The sequence below is a fragment of the Streptomyces sp. NPDC005202 genome (genome assembly GCF_040608235.1).
Taxonomy (GTDB): Bacteria; Actinomycetota; Actinomycetes; order Streptomycetales; family Streptomycetaceae; genus Streptomyces.
Genome location: NZ_JBEXHW010000007.1, coordinates 34380 through 48665 on the forward strand (window position 1 = coordinate 34380; position 14286 = coordinate 48665).

The following is a 14286-nucleotide window of genomic DNA, read 5'->3' on the forward strand; positions in this document are numbered from 1 at the left end:
CAAGGCCTGAGAAAACGTGCAGAAAGTGCGGCGCCCCGTGGGAACTCCCCGCGGGGCGCCGCTCGTTGCAGAATCAGCCGCCCTGTCGCTGCGGCTCGACGAACTGCATGTCCAGCTGAACCTTGACAACATCACCGAGGAACCCGGCCCCGAAGGTCAGACCGAAGTCGCTGCGCCGGATCTCACCCGTCGCCTCGAACCCGGAGTGCCTCCTCCCGTCCACGGGGGAGTCCACCACCCCGCCGAACTCGACGGCGAGCGTCACCGGACGGGTCACGTCCCCGATGGTCAGGTCCCCCTCCATCGTCCAGTCCTCACCCTCGCCGAACACGCGCGTCGAGCGGAACGTCATCGTCGGACGCTTCTCCACGTCGAGCAGCTCGGCCGAGCGGGTGTGCGCGTCCCGGTCAGGGTTCCCGGTGTCTATAGAGGCAAGCGTGATCTCGGCGCTCACCCTCACGTCGTCGGCCGTCTCACCGACGTACAGCCCGGCCTTCACCTCCCTGAAGCGTCCCCGCACCTTGGCGATGCCGAGGTGCCGGATGGTGAAGTTCACGGCGGAGTGGAGCGGGTCCAGCTCCCAGTCGCCGGGCGAGAGGGGGAGAGTCGAACCGGTCAGTGTGTTCGGGGAGTTGTCCTGAGTCATGGCTCCACCCTCCGCAGCCCGGCGTGCGGGAGGGAGGCCGGGCTGATGGTGGTAGTGACAGGGCCACCCTCCGCGGAGGGGACCGTTGTACGTTCGGCAGGTGAGCGACAACGAGTTGGGCACCTTCCTGCGCACCCGCCGCGAAGCCGTCACGCCCGCCGAGGTGGGCCTGCCGACGGGGCCCCGGCGGCGCACGCCCGGGCTGCGCCGCGCCGAACTGGCCACGCTCGCCGGCATCAGCGTCGAGTACCTCACCCGGCTCGAACAGGGCCGCGACCGCAACCCCTCGCCCCAGGTCCTCGGCGCCCTCGGGGACGCCCTGCGGCTGCCGGTGCCGGACCGGATCCTGCTGCGCCGCCTGGCCAAGGAGAGCGGCGCCGACAAGGTGTACTGCTCGTCGGCAATGCCGCCGGTCCGCACGGTCCGTCCCACGGTGTGGGCTCTCCTGGAGCGACTGGAACCCGCACCGGCCGTGCTGATCAACTGGATCGGCGACATCGTCGCCCACACCGACGGCTACGAGCGGTTCGCCCGCCCGCTCGGGCTGCTCGACGGAACGCCGCCGAACATGGTGCGGTACGTGTTCACCGACGACCGGGCCCGAGCGGTGTTCCCCGGCTGGGACCGACTTGCCGACGAGCAGGTCGCCCACCTGCGACACGAGGCCTCCCTGCACGATCCCCATGTCGCGGCGCTGGCCGACGAGCTGACGGTCACCGCGGGAGCGCCGTTCACCGAGCGGCTCACCGCCGTGCCGGCCCTGCCCAGCCGGTTTGGCACCGACCTGGTCGAGCATCCCGAGGCCGGGCGACTGTGCCTGTCGTACGAGACGCTCGCCCTCCCGGACGACGGTCAGCGCCTCGTGGTCCACATCCCGGCAGACGAGGCCACGGCCACAGCCCTGGACCACCTCAACGGCCGCAAACCGGGAGCACTGCGCGCGGTGGGCGGCTGACCGGCGACAGGTTGGCCGAGAGCCTGTGCGGCTCCCTACGGTTCGCCCACCTCCGACGCATACGGCGGTTCCGCTCCGGCGCGGGAGCAGGTGATCGCCGCCGCGCGTGCCGCGAAGCGCAGCAGCCGCGTCCAGCCAGAGGCGCCGAGGCCCGCGATGCCCTCCGGGGAGAGGGCGTCGCGTCGGTAGAGGGCGTGCAGCAGGGCCGCGTTCACGGTGTCGCCCGCACCGATCGTGTCGACGACATCGACCTTCTCGCCCGGCACGGAGTGCTCCGCGCCGTCCCGGGTGAAGGCGGTGAGCCCCTCGCCGCCGTGGGTGATCACGACGGCCGAGGGACCGGCTGCCAGCCACTCGCGCGGGGTGCCGCCCAGCCACCGCGCGTCCTCCTCAGAAAGCTTGAGGAGCGACACCGACGGCAGCCAGCTCTTGAAGCGCGCCCGGTAGGCATCCGCGTCGGGGATCAGCCCGGCCCGGATGTTCGGGTCGAGCGCGGTGAACACGCCCTGCGCGGCCGCGGTCCGCATCAGGTCCTCGTAGGCGCTGGCGCCCGGCTCCAGCACGAGCGAGCACGTGCCGAAGGACACCGCGCGGGTCGCGGACGGAAGCTCTGCCGGCGCGGTGAACAGCCGGTCTGCGGTGCCGTCGACGTAGAAGGAGTACGCGGCGGAGCCGTCGGAGCCGATCGTGGCGACCGCGAGCGTGGTCGGCTCGGCACCGCGCTGGACGCCGGACACGTCCACACCGGCCCGCCGCAGCCCGTCGAGCAGGGCCTCCCCGAAGGCGTCGTAGGAGGTGCGGGAGCAGAAGGCCGTGGGGGAGCCGAGGCGGCCGAGCGCGACGGCCGTGTTGTAGGGGCCTCCGCCGAGCACCGGCTTGAGGTCCGCGAGGGCGCCTGTGCCCTGCGGTACCAGGTCGATCAGGGCCTCTCCGGCGACGACGATCACGAGTCGGTTCCTTTCTCGGGCTGCTCGGACATAGCGGTCTCGTCGGGCTGCCTGCGCCCGCCGGACCGCGTTGGCTGCTCGGGGTGCATGGGTCCCTTCGCGTGGCTTGGTTGCTCGTGTTGCACGGGTCCCTTCGAGCGGCTCGGCTGCTCGGATTGCAGAATGCCCTCGGACCGCGTCGGCTGCCGGGGTGGCGCGAAGCCCTGCGACTGGCTCGGCTGTGCGGGCCGGGCGGACCCCGCCGACCGGCTCGGTTGCTCCGTGCACCCGCACGAGGTGCGGTGGACGAAGGTGCAGGGGAGCCGTACGGTCCGCGCGGGCCGGTCCGGTGTCGCGAGGCGGTCCAGCAGGATCCGGACGGCCTGCGCGCCGAGGTCCTTGCTGGGCTGGGCGATGGCGGTGAGCCGGGGAGAGAACAGATCGGCCCAGGCGAAGTCGTCGAAGCAGCACAGCGCGATGTCATCGGGCACGGACACACCGCGCTCGCGCAGGGCGCGCAGGGCGCCGATGGTCATTGCGTTGTTGGCGGTGACGAGGGCCGTGGGCGGTGCGGCGAGGGACAGCAGGGCCGCGGTGGCCCGCTCGGCGCCGTCCGAGGAGGAATCGCCGTGCACCACGAGCCGTTCGTCGTGGGGGAGCCCGGCGGCGGCCAGGCCGTGCCGGTACCCGGTGATCCGTTCGCCGGTGGTGCTGAGGCCGGGCAGGCCCGCGACCAGGCCGATCCGGCGGTGGCCGAGTGCGGCGAGGTGGGTGACGAGGTGGGCCGTCGGTTCGGCGCTGTCGGCGCAGACCTGGTCGAAGCGGGGCGCGCCGTCCGCCTCGGCGTCGATCAGCCGGTCGAGGAACACGGTGGGCACGGCGTGGCGCGCGAGGTAGGCGACGAGCTCGTGCGGGTGGGCGGAGGGAGCGACGATCATGCCATCCACGCGGCGTTCGTGGAGGAACTGGACGACCTTGCGTTCATGCTCGGGGTCGTCGTGCGGGTCGGCGATCAGGAGGCTGTAGCCGTGCTCCAGGGCGCCGGCCTCGACACCTTGGAGGATCTCCGTGAAGTACGGGTTGCTGATGGCCGACACCGCGAGCCCGATGGACCGGGTGCGGGAGGTGACCAGGGAGCGGGCGAGGGTGTTGGGCGTGTAGCCGAGTTCCTCGATGGCGTCGAGCACCGCCTGGCGGGTGTGGGGCAGCACCGGACGGGTGCCGTTCAGCACGTGCGAGACGGTCGCCACGGAGACCCCGGCGCTCCGTGCGACGTCGGCCATGGTGGGCATCGCGTTCCCCTCCCCGGACCGCCGTGCGGGCCCGGTGGCCGGGACCGTATCCCATTCGGCGCCGGACGTAAACGCTTGCGCAATCGCTTACGTCCCCCCGACCCCGCCCCCTGCGGAGGGATCTTCTGTCGGTACCGTCGGCATGCACAGCCCTCTGAACAGTGGAGACCCACATGCCCGGCCGTCCCTCCGCGAGCCGTCGTACCGTCCTTCGAGGAGTGGCCCTCACGCCCGTCGCCGGGCTGGGGCTCGCCGCCTGTGGCCCGGGCGGCGACGGCGCCTCGGCCTCGGCGACCCCGACGGGACCGGTGGAACTCGGCGCCGAGAGCGAGATCCCCAAGGGGGGCGCCAAGTTGTACCGGGACCACAACGTGGTGGTCGGCCGGGACGGGAACGGCACGCTGAAGGCATTCAGCACGATCTGTACGCACGCGGGGTGCCCCATCAACAAGCTGCAGGGAACGACCCTCGCATGCCCCTGCCACGGCAGCGAGTTCGACGCCACGACCGGCAAGGTGGTGCGGTCCCCGGCCACGGAGCCGTTGCACGAGCTTCCGGTCCGCGCCGACAACGGCACGATCGTCGCCGGACCGGGCGCCTGACCCGCCCGGCCGGTGCCTGCCTGACCCGCCCGGCCGGTGCCTGCCTGACCCGACCGGCCGGTGCCTACCTGACCCGCCCGGCCGGTCCCTGCCTGATGCCCCGGCCCGTCCTGCCGACCCGCCCGGCCCGTCCCTCAGCCGGGGCGGCTCACTCCCAGTCCCAGCCGATCCCCACGATCCCCGACCGCACGCGCGGCTCGACGAGGTGGACGGAGCGGTGCCGTTCGCTCACCGGCAGCTCGTGGCGGCCGCTGCGCGGCGCCGCCGCCGAGTGCTGGGTGAACCGGTGACAGCGCACGGGCAGCGCTGCGGCGTCGAAGCGCACCTGAAGGGCGTACTGCCCGCCCGCGGAGCCGAACCCGCGGACGTACTCGCGTGACACGCCGGCCGTGCCGTCCAGCACGCCGTAGCGGAAGAGGAAGGTGTCGCCGGCCCGCAGCCGGGTGTCGAAGAGCAGCTCGGCCACGAGCACTCCGGTGTCGTGGTGCCAACGCACGCGCCCGGTCCGGCAGTTCTCCAGGGCGTGCACGGTCATCCGCTCCGGTGCGCACCCCGGGTCGCCGTGGTGGACGGCCACGAAGCGGTCCACGCCGTCCCGGCGGGCGCGCACGATGTGCTGCGACTCCTGCCCCGCGAGTTCGCGGCGCGCCCCGATCCGCACGTGCTCGTGGTGTCCGAGGGTGTGCAGCCCGCCGTCGAGCGGGGAGTCCAGCTCGGCCAGCAGCCGCTCCAGGACGCCCGACGCCTCGACCAGTGAGCGGTAGGAGCGGGCCGCGGGCCCCCGGATGGCCGACCGCTCCTCGGTCTCGGCGAGCAGGCGGATCAGCGACTCGTCCGGCAGCTGCAGGATCTCCTCCAGGGCCCGTACGGCGCGCAGTGACTCGGGGCGCTGCGGACGCCGGGCACCCTGCTGCCAGTAGCTCAGGCTGGTGACGCCCACCTTGACCCCGTAGCGCGACAGATGGTGCTGCACGCGCTGCAACGGCAGTCCGCGGGCGGCGATCGCGGCACGCAGTGCGACGTGGAAGGGGCCGCCGCGCAGGGCCGTGTCCAGTTCCGCGGTGGCGACGTCCGCCTGCTGTGGGGCGTGCGGCATGCAGGGGCCTTTCTGTGAATGTTCACAACGGCTGGTCAGACCGTTCACGCGGGTCGTCGGGGCCACCCCGTCGGCGCGCGAAGAGGGGCTTCTTCACATCCGTACGCCGTCGTTCACGGCCCCGAGTTCCCCCGCATTGAAGCGTGTTGACCAAGTCCCGACAACACCTGATGCCGGACAGCGGGGCACTCCTGGCCGAGTCCGCACCCAGGCTCCGGCAGGCCGGGCGGCCTCCGCGGGACGCTGTGCCGGGCGAAGAGGTGCTGGTCACAGTGCGTAGTCGCGAGCCGGTGTGGCCGGGGCGCGGCGTTGTCCACAGGCCCGCCGCTGTGCCACTCCCCGCCAGTAGGGTGTGAGACATGGCCGACCCCTCCAGCTACCGCCCCAAGCCGGGAGACATCCCGGACTCTCCCGGGGTCTACAGGTTCCGTGACGAGCACCGCCGGGTGATCTACGTCGGAAAGGCGAAGAGCCTGCGCCAGCGCCTGGCGAACTACTTCCAGGACCTGGCGAACCTCCACCCCCGCACGCGCACCATGGTCACCACGGCCGCGTCCGTGGAGTGGACCGTGGTGTCCACGGAGGTCGAGGCGCTGCAGCTGGAGTACTCCTGGATCAAGGAGTTCGACCCCCGGTTCAACGTCAAGTACCGCGACGACAAGAGCTACCCGTACCTCGCGGTGACGATGAACGAGGAGTTCCCGCGCGTGCAGGTGATGCGCGGCCACAAGAAGAAGGGCGTGCGCTATTTCGGGCCGTACGCGCACGCGTGGGCCATCCGCGACACCGTCGACCTGCTGCTGCGCGTCTTCCCGGTGCGCACCTGCTCGGCCGGTGTCTTCAAGAACGCCGCCCGCACCGGCCGCCCCTGTCTGCTCGGCTACATCGGCAAGTGCTCCGCGCCCTGTGTCGGCCGCATCTCCGCCGAGGACCACCGCGAACTGGCCGAGGAGTTCTGCGACTTCATGGCCGGCCGCACGGGCACGTACCTGCGCCGCCTGGAGAAGCAGATGAGGGAGGCGGCCGAGGAGATGGAGTACGAGCGGGCCGCCCGCCTGCGCGACGACATCGAGGCCCTGAAGAAGGCCATGGAGAAGAACGCGGTCGTGCTCGCGGACGCGACCGACGCCGACCTCATCGCCGTCGCCGAGGACGAGCTGGAGGCGGCCGTGCAGATCTTCCACGTCCGCGGCGGGCGCGTGCGCGGTCAGCGCGGCTGGGTGACCGACAAGGTCGAAGAGGTCACCACCGGCGCCCTCGTCGAGCACGCCCTGCAGCAGCTGTACGGCGAGGAGACCGGGGACGCCGTCCCCAAGGAGGTCCTGGTCCCGGCGCTGCCCGACCCGGTGGTGCCGGTCCAGCAGTGGCTCACCGACCGTCGCGGCTCCAACGTCTCGCTGCGCATTCCGCAGCGCGGCGACAAGAAGGCCCTCATGGAGACCGTGCAGCGCAACGCCCAGCAGGCGCTCGCGCTGCACAAGACCAAGCGCGCCTCCGACCTGACCACCCGCTCGCGCGCCCTGGAGGAGATCGCCGAGGCCCTCGGCCTGGACAGCGCCCCCCTCCGGATCGAGTGCTACGACATCTCGCACCTCCAGGGCGACGACGTCGTGGCGTCCATGGTCGTCTTCGAGGACGGCCTGCAGCGCAAGAGCGAGTACCGTCGCTTCCAGATCAAGGGCTTCAAGGGTCAGGACGACGTCCGCTCCATGCACGAGGTGATCACCCGCCGCTTCAGGCGCTACCTCGCCGAGAAGGAGAAGACCGGAGAGTGGACCGACGGCGAGGACGCCTCCACCAACGGTGCGGCCAACGGCTCCTGGAACGGCTTCGCCGAGGACGACGGGCGGGCCAAGCGGTTCGCGTACCCGCCGCAGCTCGTCGTCGTCGACGGCGGGCAGCCGCAGGTCGCGGCTGCCCAGAGGGCCCTGGACGAGCTCGGCATCGACGACATCGCCGTGTGCGGCCTGGCCAAGCGCCTGGAGGAGGTCTGGGTGCCGGGCGAGGACGATCCGGTGGTCCTGCCCCGCACCAGCGAGGGCCTGTACCTGCTCCAGCGCGTCCGCGACGAGGCCCACCGCTTCGCGATCAGCTACCAGCGCACCAAGCGGGCCAAGCGTTTCCGGGCCGGCCCCCTGGACGATGTGCCGGGCCTCGGCGAGACACGCAAGCAGGCCCTGATCAAGCATTTCGGTTCGGTGAAAAAGCTGCGATCCGCGACAATCGACCAGATCTGTGAGGTTCCCGGCATAGGCCGCAAGACGGCCGAGGCGATCGCCGTGGCCCTCGCCCAGGCGGCCCCGGCCGCACCCGCCGTGAACACGGCGACTGGAGAGATCATGGAGGACATGGAAGACGCGGCACCCGATACGACGAGGGGTTCCGCAGGGGAGCCCGTGCCCACGGGCGCCCCGGACGACCGACGGGGGCAGGAGACATGACCGAGCACGAGACGCAGCCCACAGCGGAGCGGGATCAGGCTCACAAGGAAACGCGCGAGGATCAGCCGCAGCACGCGGTCCAGGAAGACGGGGCACAGGTGGGTACGGGCATCGAAACGGCCGGCGTCCCCGACGCGGCCATCCCCGAGCTGGTGATCATCTCCGGCATGTCCGGGGCCGGCCGGTCCACGGCCGCCAAGTGTCTGGAGGACCTCGGCTGGTTCGTCGTCGACAACCTCCCGCCCGCGCTGATCCCCACCATGGTGGAGCTCGGCGCCCGCTCGCAGGGCAACGTGGCGCGCATCGCGGTCGTCGTCGACGTCCGCGGCCGCCGCTTCTTCGACAACCTGCGCGAGTCCCTGGCGGACCTGGAGGCGAAGCACGTCACCCGGCGGATCGTCTTCCTGGAGTCCTCCGACGAGGCCTTGGTGCGCCGCTTCGAGTCGGTGCGCCGGCCGCACCCCCTCCAGGGTGACGGCCGCATCGTCGACGGCATCGCCGCCGAGCGGGAGCTGTTGCGTGAGCTGCGCGGCGACGCCGACCTGGTGATCGACACCTCCAGCCTCAACGTGCACGAGCTGCGCGCCAAGATGGACGCCCAGTTCGCCGGCGAGGAGGAGCCGGAGCTGCGGGCCACCGTGATGTCCTTCGGCTTCAAGTACGGCCTGCCGGTCGACGCCGACCTGGTCGCGGACATGCGCTTCCTGCCCAACCCGCACTGGGTCCCGGAGCTGCGCCCGTACACCGGCCTCAACGAGGAGGTGGCGGCGTACGTCTTCAACCAGCCCGGCGCCAAGGAGTTCCTCGACCGCTACGCCGAGCTGCTGCGGCTCGTCGCGGCCGGGTACCGCCGCGAGGGCAAGCGGTACGTGACCATCGCCATCGGCTGCACGGGCGGCAAGCACCGCTCGGTGGCCATGTCGGAGAAGCTCGCCGCGCGGCTCGCCGCCGAGGGCGTGGAGACCGTGGTCGTACACAGGGACATGGGGCGCGAGTGACCGGACGTACTCCGCGGCTGAGCAGGCTGCGCCGGGTGGTGCCCGAGGGGCGGTCGGGGCGCACGACGGTCGAGTCCCGCGCGGGCCGCCCCGCCGAGGCCCGCGGCGCCCGGCCGCGCCGCCGCGGCGCCCAGCCCAAGGTGGTCGCCCTCGGCGGCGGCATGGGCCTGTCCGCCTCGCTCGCCGCGCTGCGCCGGATCACCGGCGACCTCACCGCCGTCGTCACCGTGGCCGACGACGGCGGCTCCAGCGGGCGCCTGCGCGACGAGCTGGGCGTGCTGCCGCCCGGTGACCTGCGCAAGGCGCTGGCGGCGCTGTGCGGAGACGACGACTGGGGCCAGACCTGGGCACGCGTCATCCAGCACCGCTTCCAGTCCCAGGGCGACCTGCACGACCACGCGGTCGGCAACCTGCTGATCGTCGCCCTGTGGGAGCAGCTCGGCGACCACGTCCAGGCCCTGGACCTGGTCGGCAAGCTGCTGGGCGCGCACGGCCGGGTGCTGCCCATGTCCGCCGTGCCCCTGGAGCTCCAGGCCCTGGTCAAGGGGCACGACCCGGACCGGCCCGACGACATCGACACCGTCCGCGGCCAGGCGACCGTCGCCCTCACCCCGGGCGAGGTGCAGTCCGTCCACCTCGTGCCGCACGACCCGCCCGCCGTCCCCGAGGCCGTCGCGGCGGTGCTGGACGCGGACTGGGTGGTGCTCGGCCCCGGCTCCTGGTTCTCCTCGGTCATCCCGCACCTGCTGGTGCCCGACCTACTGGACGCGCTCACCGAGACCAAGGCACGCCGGGTGCTCTCCCTGAACCTCGCTCCGCAGCCGGGAGAAACCGACGGCTTCTCACCGCAGCGTCATTTGGAGGTTTTGGGACGACACGCCCCTAAACTCGCCCTGGACGTGGTGCTGGCCGACGAGGCCGCCGTGCCCGACCGCGAAATCCTCACCGAGGCCGCCAAGCGGTTCGGCGCCGCGGTCGAGCTGGCGCCGGTGGCGCGGAGGGACGGAACTCCCCGGCACGACCCGGAGCTGTTGGCCGCCGCGTACGACCGTATTTTTCGGATGCATGGAAGGATCGGCCCATGGCGATGACGGCAGCGGTGAAGGACGAGATCTCCCGGCTCCCCGTCACCCGGACCTGCTGCAGGAAGGCGGAGGTCTCCGCCATTCTGCGGTTCGCCGGCGGCCTCCACCTGGTCAGCGGGCGCATCGTGATCGAGGCGGAGCTGGACACCGCGATGGCGGCCCGGCGCCTCAAGCGGGACATCCTGGAGATCTTCGGCCACAGCTCCGAGCTGATCGTGATGGCGCCCGGCGGGCTGCGCCGCGGCTCGCGCTACGTCGTGCGCGTGGTCGCGGGCGGCGACCAGCTGGCCCGCCAGACCGGCCTCGTCGACGGCCGGGGCCGCCCGATCCGCGGCCTGCCCCCGCAGGTGGTCTCGGGGGCCACCTGCGACGCCGAGGCGGCCTGGCGCGGGGCCTTCCTGGCGCACGGTTCGCTCACCGAGCCCGGCCGCTCCTCGTCGCTGGAGGTGACCTGCCCGGGCCCGGAGGCCGCGCTCGCGCTGGTCGGCGCCGCTCGGCGGCTGTCGATCGCCGCGAAGGCCCGTGAGGTGCGCGGCGTGGACCGGGTCGTCGTCCGCGACGGCGACGCCATCGGCGCCCTGCTCACCCGTCTCGGTGCCCACGAGTCGGTGCTGGCCTGGGAGGAGCGGCGAATGCGCCGCGAGGTCCGCGCCACGGCGAACCGTCTCGCCAACTTCGACGACGCCAACCTGCGCCGCTCGGCCCGCGCGGCCGTCGCTGCCGGTGCCCGCGTGGCCCGCGCCCTGGAGATCCTCGGCGACGACGTTCCCGAACACCTCGCGGCCGCGGGGCGCCTGCGCATGGAGCACAAGCAGGCCTCCCTGGAAGAGCTGGGCGCGCTCGCCGACCCGCCGCTGACCAAGGACGCCGTCGCCGGCCGCATCCGCCGTCTGCTGGCGATGGCCGACAAGCGTGCCGCCGACCTGGGCATCCCGGGTACGGAAGCCAACCTCACCGAGGAGCTGGCCGACAACCTCGCGGGCTGACCCCCGCGCGCTGACGGTCGTACGAAAGCCCCTGTCGGTCTCAACACGCCGGTGCCGACGCCCTTTTGGGCCTCGGGCACCGGCGTTTTCCTGTCCTTGAGGTGACCTTGACTCGATCAAGAACTGACATGAGCCTGGCAACTGTGCGCCGTTGTGGCGGACCACCGCTAGGGGGGTTCATGAGACACAGAGCGAGATCGATCCTCGCTGTCGGCGCGCTCCTGCTCGGCGGAGCAAGCCTCGCGCCCATCGCCCGGGCGCAGAGCGGACGTTCACCTCAACCGGATCCGGACGAGGTCAAGGTCTTCCGCGCCGACGTCACCCAGCAACAGGTACCCCTGCTGCTGAAGGCCGGACAGGACGGCCACGAACTCGGCGACCAGGTGGCCGGCAAGGGCCGGACCACCGTCGAGCTCTACCTCACGGGCAAACAGGCCAAGAAGCTTGAGAAGCAGGGCGTCCACCTCACCGAGCACACCCTCTCGGTCAAGGCGGAGAACCGGGTGGAGGGCGCGGCCCAGGGCGTGTTCCGCCCGTACAGCGGCAAGGGTGGCCTCGAAGAGGAGATCGTCAGGACCGGCCAGGCCCATCCCGGCCTCACCAAGGTGGTCTCCATCGGCAAGACCGTCAACGGCAAGGACATCCTCGCGCTCAAACTGACCAAGGACGCGAAGAAGGCGAAGGACGGCTCCAAGCCATCCGTGCTGTACATGTCGAACCAGCACGCGCGCGAGTGGATCACGCCGGAGATGACCCGCCGGCTGATGCACTACTACCTCGACAACTACCGGACGAACAAGCGCATCAAGAAGATCGTCGATACGACCGAGCTGTGGTTCGTGATCTCGGCCAACCCGGACGGCTACGACTACACCTTCAAGGACTCCACCACCCGCCTGTGGCGCAAGAACCTGCGGGACGTCAACGGCGACGGCATCATCTCCGCCGGTGACGGCGTCGACCTCAACCGCAACTTCGCCTACAAGTGGGGCTACGACGACGAGGGTTCGTCGCCCAACCCCACCAGCGAGACCTACCGCGGCGCGGCCCCGGCCTCCGAGCCCGAGACCCGGGCGCTCGACCGGTTCGAGAAGCGCATCCACTTCACCTACGCCATCAACTACCACTCCGCCGCGGAACTCCTCCTCTACGGCGTCGGCTGGCAGGTGGCCACCCCGACCCCGGACGATGTCCTCTACAAGGCGCTGGCCGGCACCCCGGACAACCCGGCGATCCCCGGCTACCGTTCGCAGGTCTCCTCGGAGCTGTACACCACCAACGGCGAGGCGGACGGCCACGCGGGCAACGTCAACGGCATGGCGATGTTCACCCCCGAGATGTCGACCTGCCAGACCGCCTCCGACCTCGACCCGAACGACGCCTGGAACGCGGCCGACTGCCGGTCGGTCTTCAACTTCCCCGACGACGAGAAGCTCATCGAGAAGGAGTTCGAGAAGAACATCCCGTTCGCGCTCTCCGTCGCCGAGACGGCCCACCACCCCGACCGGCCGACCTCCTCGGTCGGTCTGAGCGCCGCCGACTTCACCCCGGCCACCTTCCCGACGTCGTACGCCCGCGGTGCGGACCAGGAGGTCTCGGCCGTCGTACGCAAGTCCGTGCGCGACAATCAGCTCAGGTACCGCGTCAACGGCGGCCGCACCCAGGACCGGGCGCTCAGGCCCTGGAGGGGCGGCGAGACCTACGGCGGCGGCGACAACCTCTACTTCGACGAGTACCGGGCCAAGGTCCGGGGCGCCGACCCGGGCGACAGGGTCGAGGTGTGGTTCACGGGCCGGGGCAGGAGCGGCAAGAAGGTCTCCAGCGCTCACTTCACCTACACCGTGGCCCGGCGGCCCCAGGCCGACACCCTCGTGGTCGCCGAGGAGAACGCGGCCGCCACACAGGCGCAGAAGTACGTGGACGCGCTGAAGGCGAACGGCCGCAAGGCGATCGTCTGGGACGTCGCCACGCAGGGCGTGCCCGAAGCGCTCGGCGTGCTGAAGCACTTCAGGACCGTCGTCCACTACTCGGGCGCGAACGGCCCGGGCAATCCCGCCCAGATCCAGCTGCGCGCCTTCCTCAACGAGGGCGGCAAGCTGATCGAGGCGGGCGAGCAGGCCGGCGGCAGCGTCGACCTCGGCGACGGCGCCCTCTCGGACGACTTCAGCCAGTACTACCTGGGCGCCTACTCGCGCACGTCGGCCTCCGGGGCCACCGGCTTCACCGGCTCCGGCAAGCTCGCCGGGTTCAGCGGCGCGCTCGGCGACGCGCCCGGCAACCCGCTGGACAAGGCGGGCAGGTACGGGGTGACCTCCGAGGAGCTGCCCGTCGCCACCTACCCGCAGTTCGCGAGCGCGGGCGCCGGCCAGTTCGCCGGGACCGTCAACCCGTACGGTCCGTACGCGGGCTCGTACATGGCCGCCGCCGTCCACACCGACGACGCCTACAAGCGCTTTACCCGCACCATCGACCTCACCGGAGTCGGCGCCGCCGACAAGCCCACGCTGCGCACGCGGCTGCAGTGGGACACCGAGCCGGGCTACGACCACGCGATCCTGGAGCTCCACACCACCGGGGCCGAGGACTGGACGACACTCCCGGAGGCGAGCGGGAAGACCAGCACGGCCGTACCCGCCGAGTGCGAGGCCGGATTCCTGGTCAACGAGCACCCGTGGCTCAAGCACTACCTGACCCTGGCCTCCGGCGGCTGCACCGCGACCGGCACCAGCGGCTCGTGGAACAGCTTCACCGGTTCCTCCAGTGGCTGGCAGCAAGTGAGCTTCGACCTGAGCGCGTATGCCGGCAAGTCGGTCGAGGTGTCCCTCAGCTACGTCACTGACCCGGGCACCGGCGGCCACGGCGTCCTCGCCGACGACGCCTCGCTCGTCGTCGGCGGCACGGCGAAGGAGACCGAGGGCTTCGAGACGGCCCTGGGCCCCTGGAGCGTGCCCGGACCGCCCACGGGCAGCCCGGCCGTCCTCAAGGACTGGGCGCGCACCGGCACCCTGTTCGAGACGTACGGAGCGGTCAGCACGGACCGGACCGTGCTTCTGGGTTTCGGCCTGGAGCACGTCCCTGCGGCGACCGACCGGGCGGCCCTGGTGAAGAAGGCGCTGGCGGCACTCGGCAGATGAGCCGACGCGCTCACGAACGAGTGACCGGAGCGGTCAACAGGCAGTGGCATTCCGTAGCGAAATGGAGTGATTCAGTCATGAGGCCGGGGCGGTCCGTACCCCTACTGGCGGGTAAGGACCGCCGT

General features: G+C 71.6%; 11 protein-coding genes. 7 read left to right on the forward strand and 4 right to left on the reverse strand.

The window, feature by feature from the left end:
• Window positions 1–73: 73 nt before the first annotated feature.
• A complete protein-coding gene (locus tag ABZV31_RS13965) occupies window positions 74–646 on the reverse strand; it encodes a YceI family protein (RefSeq protein ID WP_355892551.1) in 573 nt (190 codons plus the stop codon).
• Between the two features lie 100 nt (window positions 647–746).
• Here ABZV31_RS13965 and ABZV31_RS13970 point away from each other — a divergent pair, with 100 nt between their 5' ends.
• Window positions 747–1601 (forward strand): helix-turn-helix transcriptional regulator, encoded by an 855-nt coding sequence (locus tag ABZV31_RS13970; RefSeq protein WP_355892554.1) that lies wholly within the window; start codon window positions 747–749, stop codon window positions 1599–1601.
• Window positions 1602–1636: 35 nt separating this feature from the next.
• On the opposite strand, the gene ABZV31_RS13975 is transcribed toward ABZV31_RS13970, so the two are convergent.
• Window positions 1637–2548, reverse strand: coding sequence for a carbohydrate kinase (locus ABZV31_RS13975; protein WP_355892557.1), 912 nt, complete (start codon window positions 2546–2548; stop codon window positions 1637–1639).
• Window positions 2545–3819, reverse strand: a complete 1275-nt coding sequence (locus tag ABZV31_RS13980; RefSeq protein ID WP_355892559.1) for a substrate-binding domain-containing protein — start codon at window positions 3817–3819, stop codon at window positions 2545–2547. The genes ABZV31_RS13975 and ABZV31_RS13980 overlap by 4 nt, the downstream gene beginning before the upstream one ends.
• 173 nt (window positions 3820–3992) lie before the next feature.
• Here ABZV31_RS13980 and ABZV31_RS13985 point away from each other — a divergent pair, with 173 nt between their 5' ends.
• Window positions 3993–4421, forward strand: coding sequence for a Rieske (2Fe-2S) protein (locus tag ABZV31_RS13985; protein ID WP_355892562.1), 429 nt, complete (start codon window positions 3993–3995; stop codon window positions 4419–4421).
• 148 nt (window positions 4422–4569) lie between these two features.
• On the opposite strand, the gene ABZV31_RS13990 is transcribed toward ABZV31_RS13985, so the two are convergent.
• Window positions 4570–5517, reverse strand: coding sequence for a hypothetical protein (locus tag ABZV31_RS13990; RefSeq protein WP_355892565.1), 948 nt, complete (start codon window positions 5515–5517; stop codon window positions 4570–4572).
• Between the two features lie 359 nt (window positions 5518–5876).
• On the opposite strand from ABZV31_RS13990, the gene uvrC reads away from it, so the two are divergent.
• From uvrC to ABZV31_RS14015, 5 genes are all read left to right on the forward strand, one after another.
• Window positions 5877–7958, forward strand: coding sequence for an excinuclease ABC subunit UvrC (gene uvrC, locus ABZV31_RS13995; protein WP_355892568.1), 2082 nt, complete (start codon window positions 5877–5879; stop codon window positions 7956–7958).
• Window positions 7955–8956 (forward strand): RNase adapter RapZ, encoded by a 1002-nt coding sequence (gene rapZ, locus ABZV31_RS14000; RefSeq protein ID WP_355892571.1) that lies wholly within the window; start codon window positions 7955–7957, stop codon window positions 8954–8956. Before uvrC ends, rapZ begins: the two co-directional genes overlap by 4 nt.
• Window positions 8953–10047: a uridine diphosphate-N-acetylglucosamine-binding protein YvcK gene (gene yvcK / locus ABZV31_RS14005; protein WP_355892574.1), complete on the forward strand. Its 1095-nt coding sequence runs from the start codon at window positions 8953–8955 to the stop codon at window positions 10045–10047. Before rapZ ends, yvcK begins: the two co-directional genes overlap by 4 nt.
• On the forward strand, window positions 10038–11027 hold the full coding sequence (gene whiA / locus ABZV31_RS14010) for a DNA-binding protein WhiA (RefSeq protein ID WP_218513052.1): 990 nt from the start codon (window positions 10038–10040) through the stop codon (window positions 11025–11027). The genes yvcK and whiA overlap by 10 nt, the downstream gene beginning before the upstream one ends.
• Before the next feature lie 179 nt (window positions 11028–11206).
• A complete protein-coding gene (locus ABZV31_RS14015) occupies window positions 11207–14161 on the forward strand; it encodes a M14 family zinc carboxypeptidase (protein WP_355892577.1) in 2955 nt (984 codons plus the stop codon).
• Window positions 14162–14286: the final 125 nt, after the last annotated feature.

Coding starts and splice junctions, on each gene's coding strand:
- ABZV31_RS13980 (WP_355892559.1), bottom strand. CDS start 3,819: ATGCCCACCATGGCCGACGTCGCACGGAGCGCCGGGGTCTCCGTGGCG.
- ABZV31_RS13990 (WP_355892565.1), bottom strand. CDS start 5,517: ATGCCGCACGCCCCACAGCAGGCGGACGTCGCCACCGCGGAACTGGAC.
- ABZV31_RS13985 (WP_355892562.1), top strand. CDS start 3,993: ATGCCCGGCCGTCCCTCCGCGAGCCGTCGTACCGTCCTTCGAGGAGTG.
- whiA (WP_218513052.1), top strand. CDS start 10,038: ATGGCGATGACGGCAGCGGTGAAGGACGAGATCTCCCGGCTCCCCGTC.
- ABZV31_RS14015 (WP_355892577.1), top strand. CDS start 11,207: ATGAGACACAGAGCGAGATCGATCCTCGCTGTCGGCGCGCTCCTGCTC.
- uvrC (WP_355892568.1), top strand. CDS start 5,877: ATGGCCGACCCCTCCAGCTACCGCCCCAAGCCGGGAGACATCCCGGAC.
- ABZV31_RS13965 (WP_355892551.1), bottom strand. CDS start 646: ATGACTCAGGACAACTCCCCGAACACACTGACCGGTTCGACTCTCCCC.
- rapZ (WP_355892571.1), top strand. CDS start 7,955: ATGACCGAGCACGAGACGCAGCCCACAGCGGAGCGGGATCAGGCTCAC.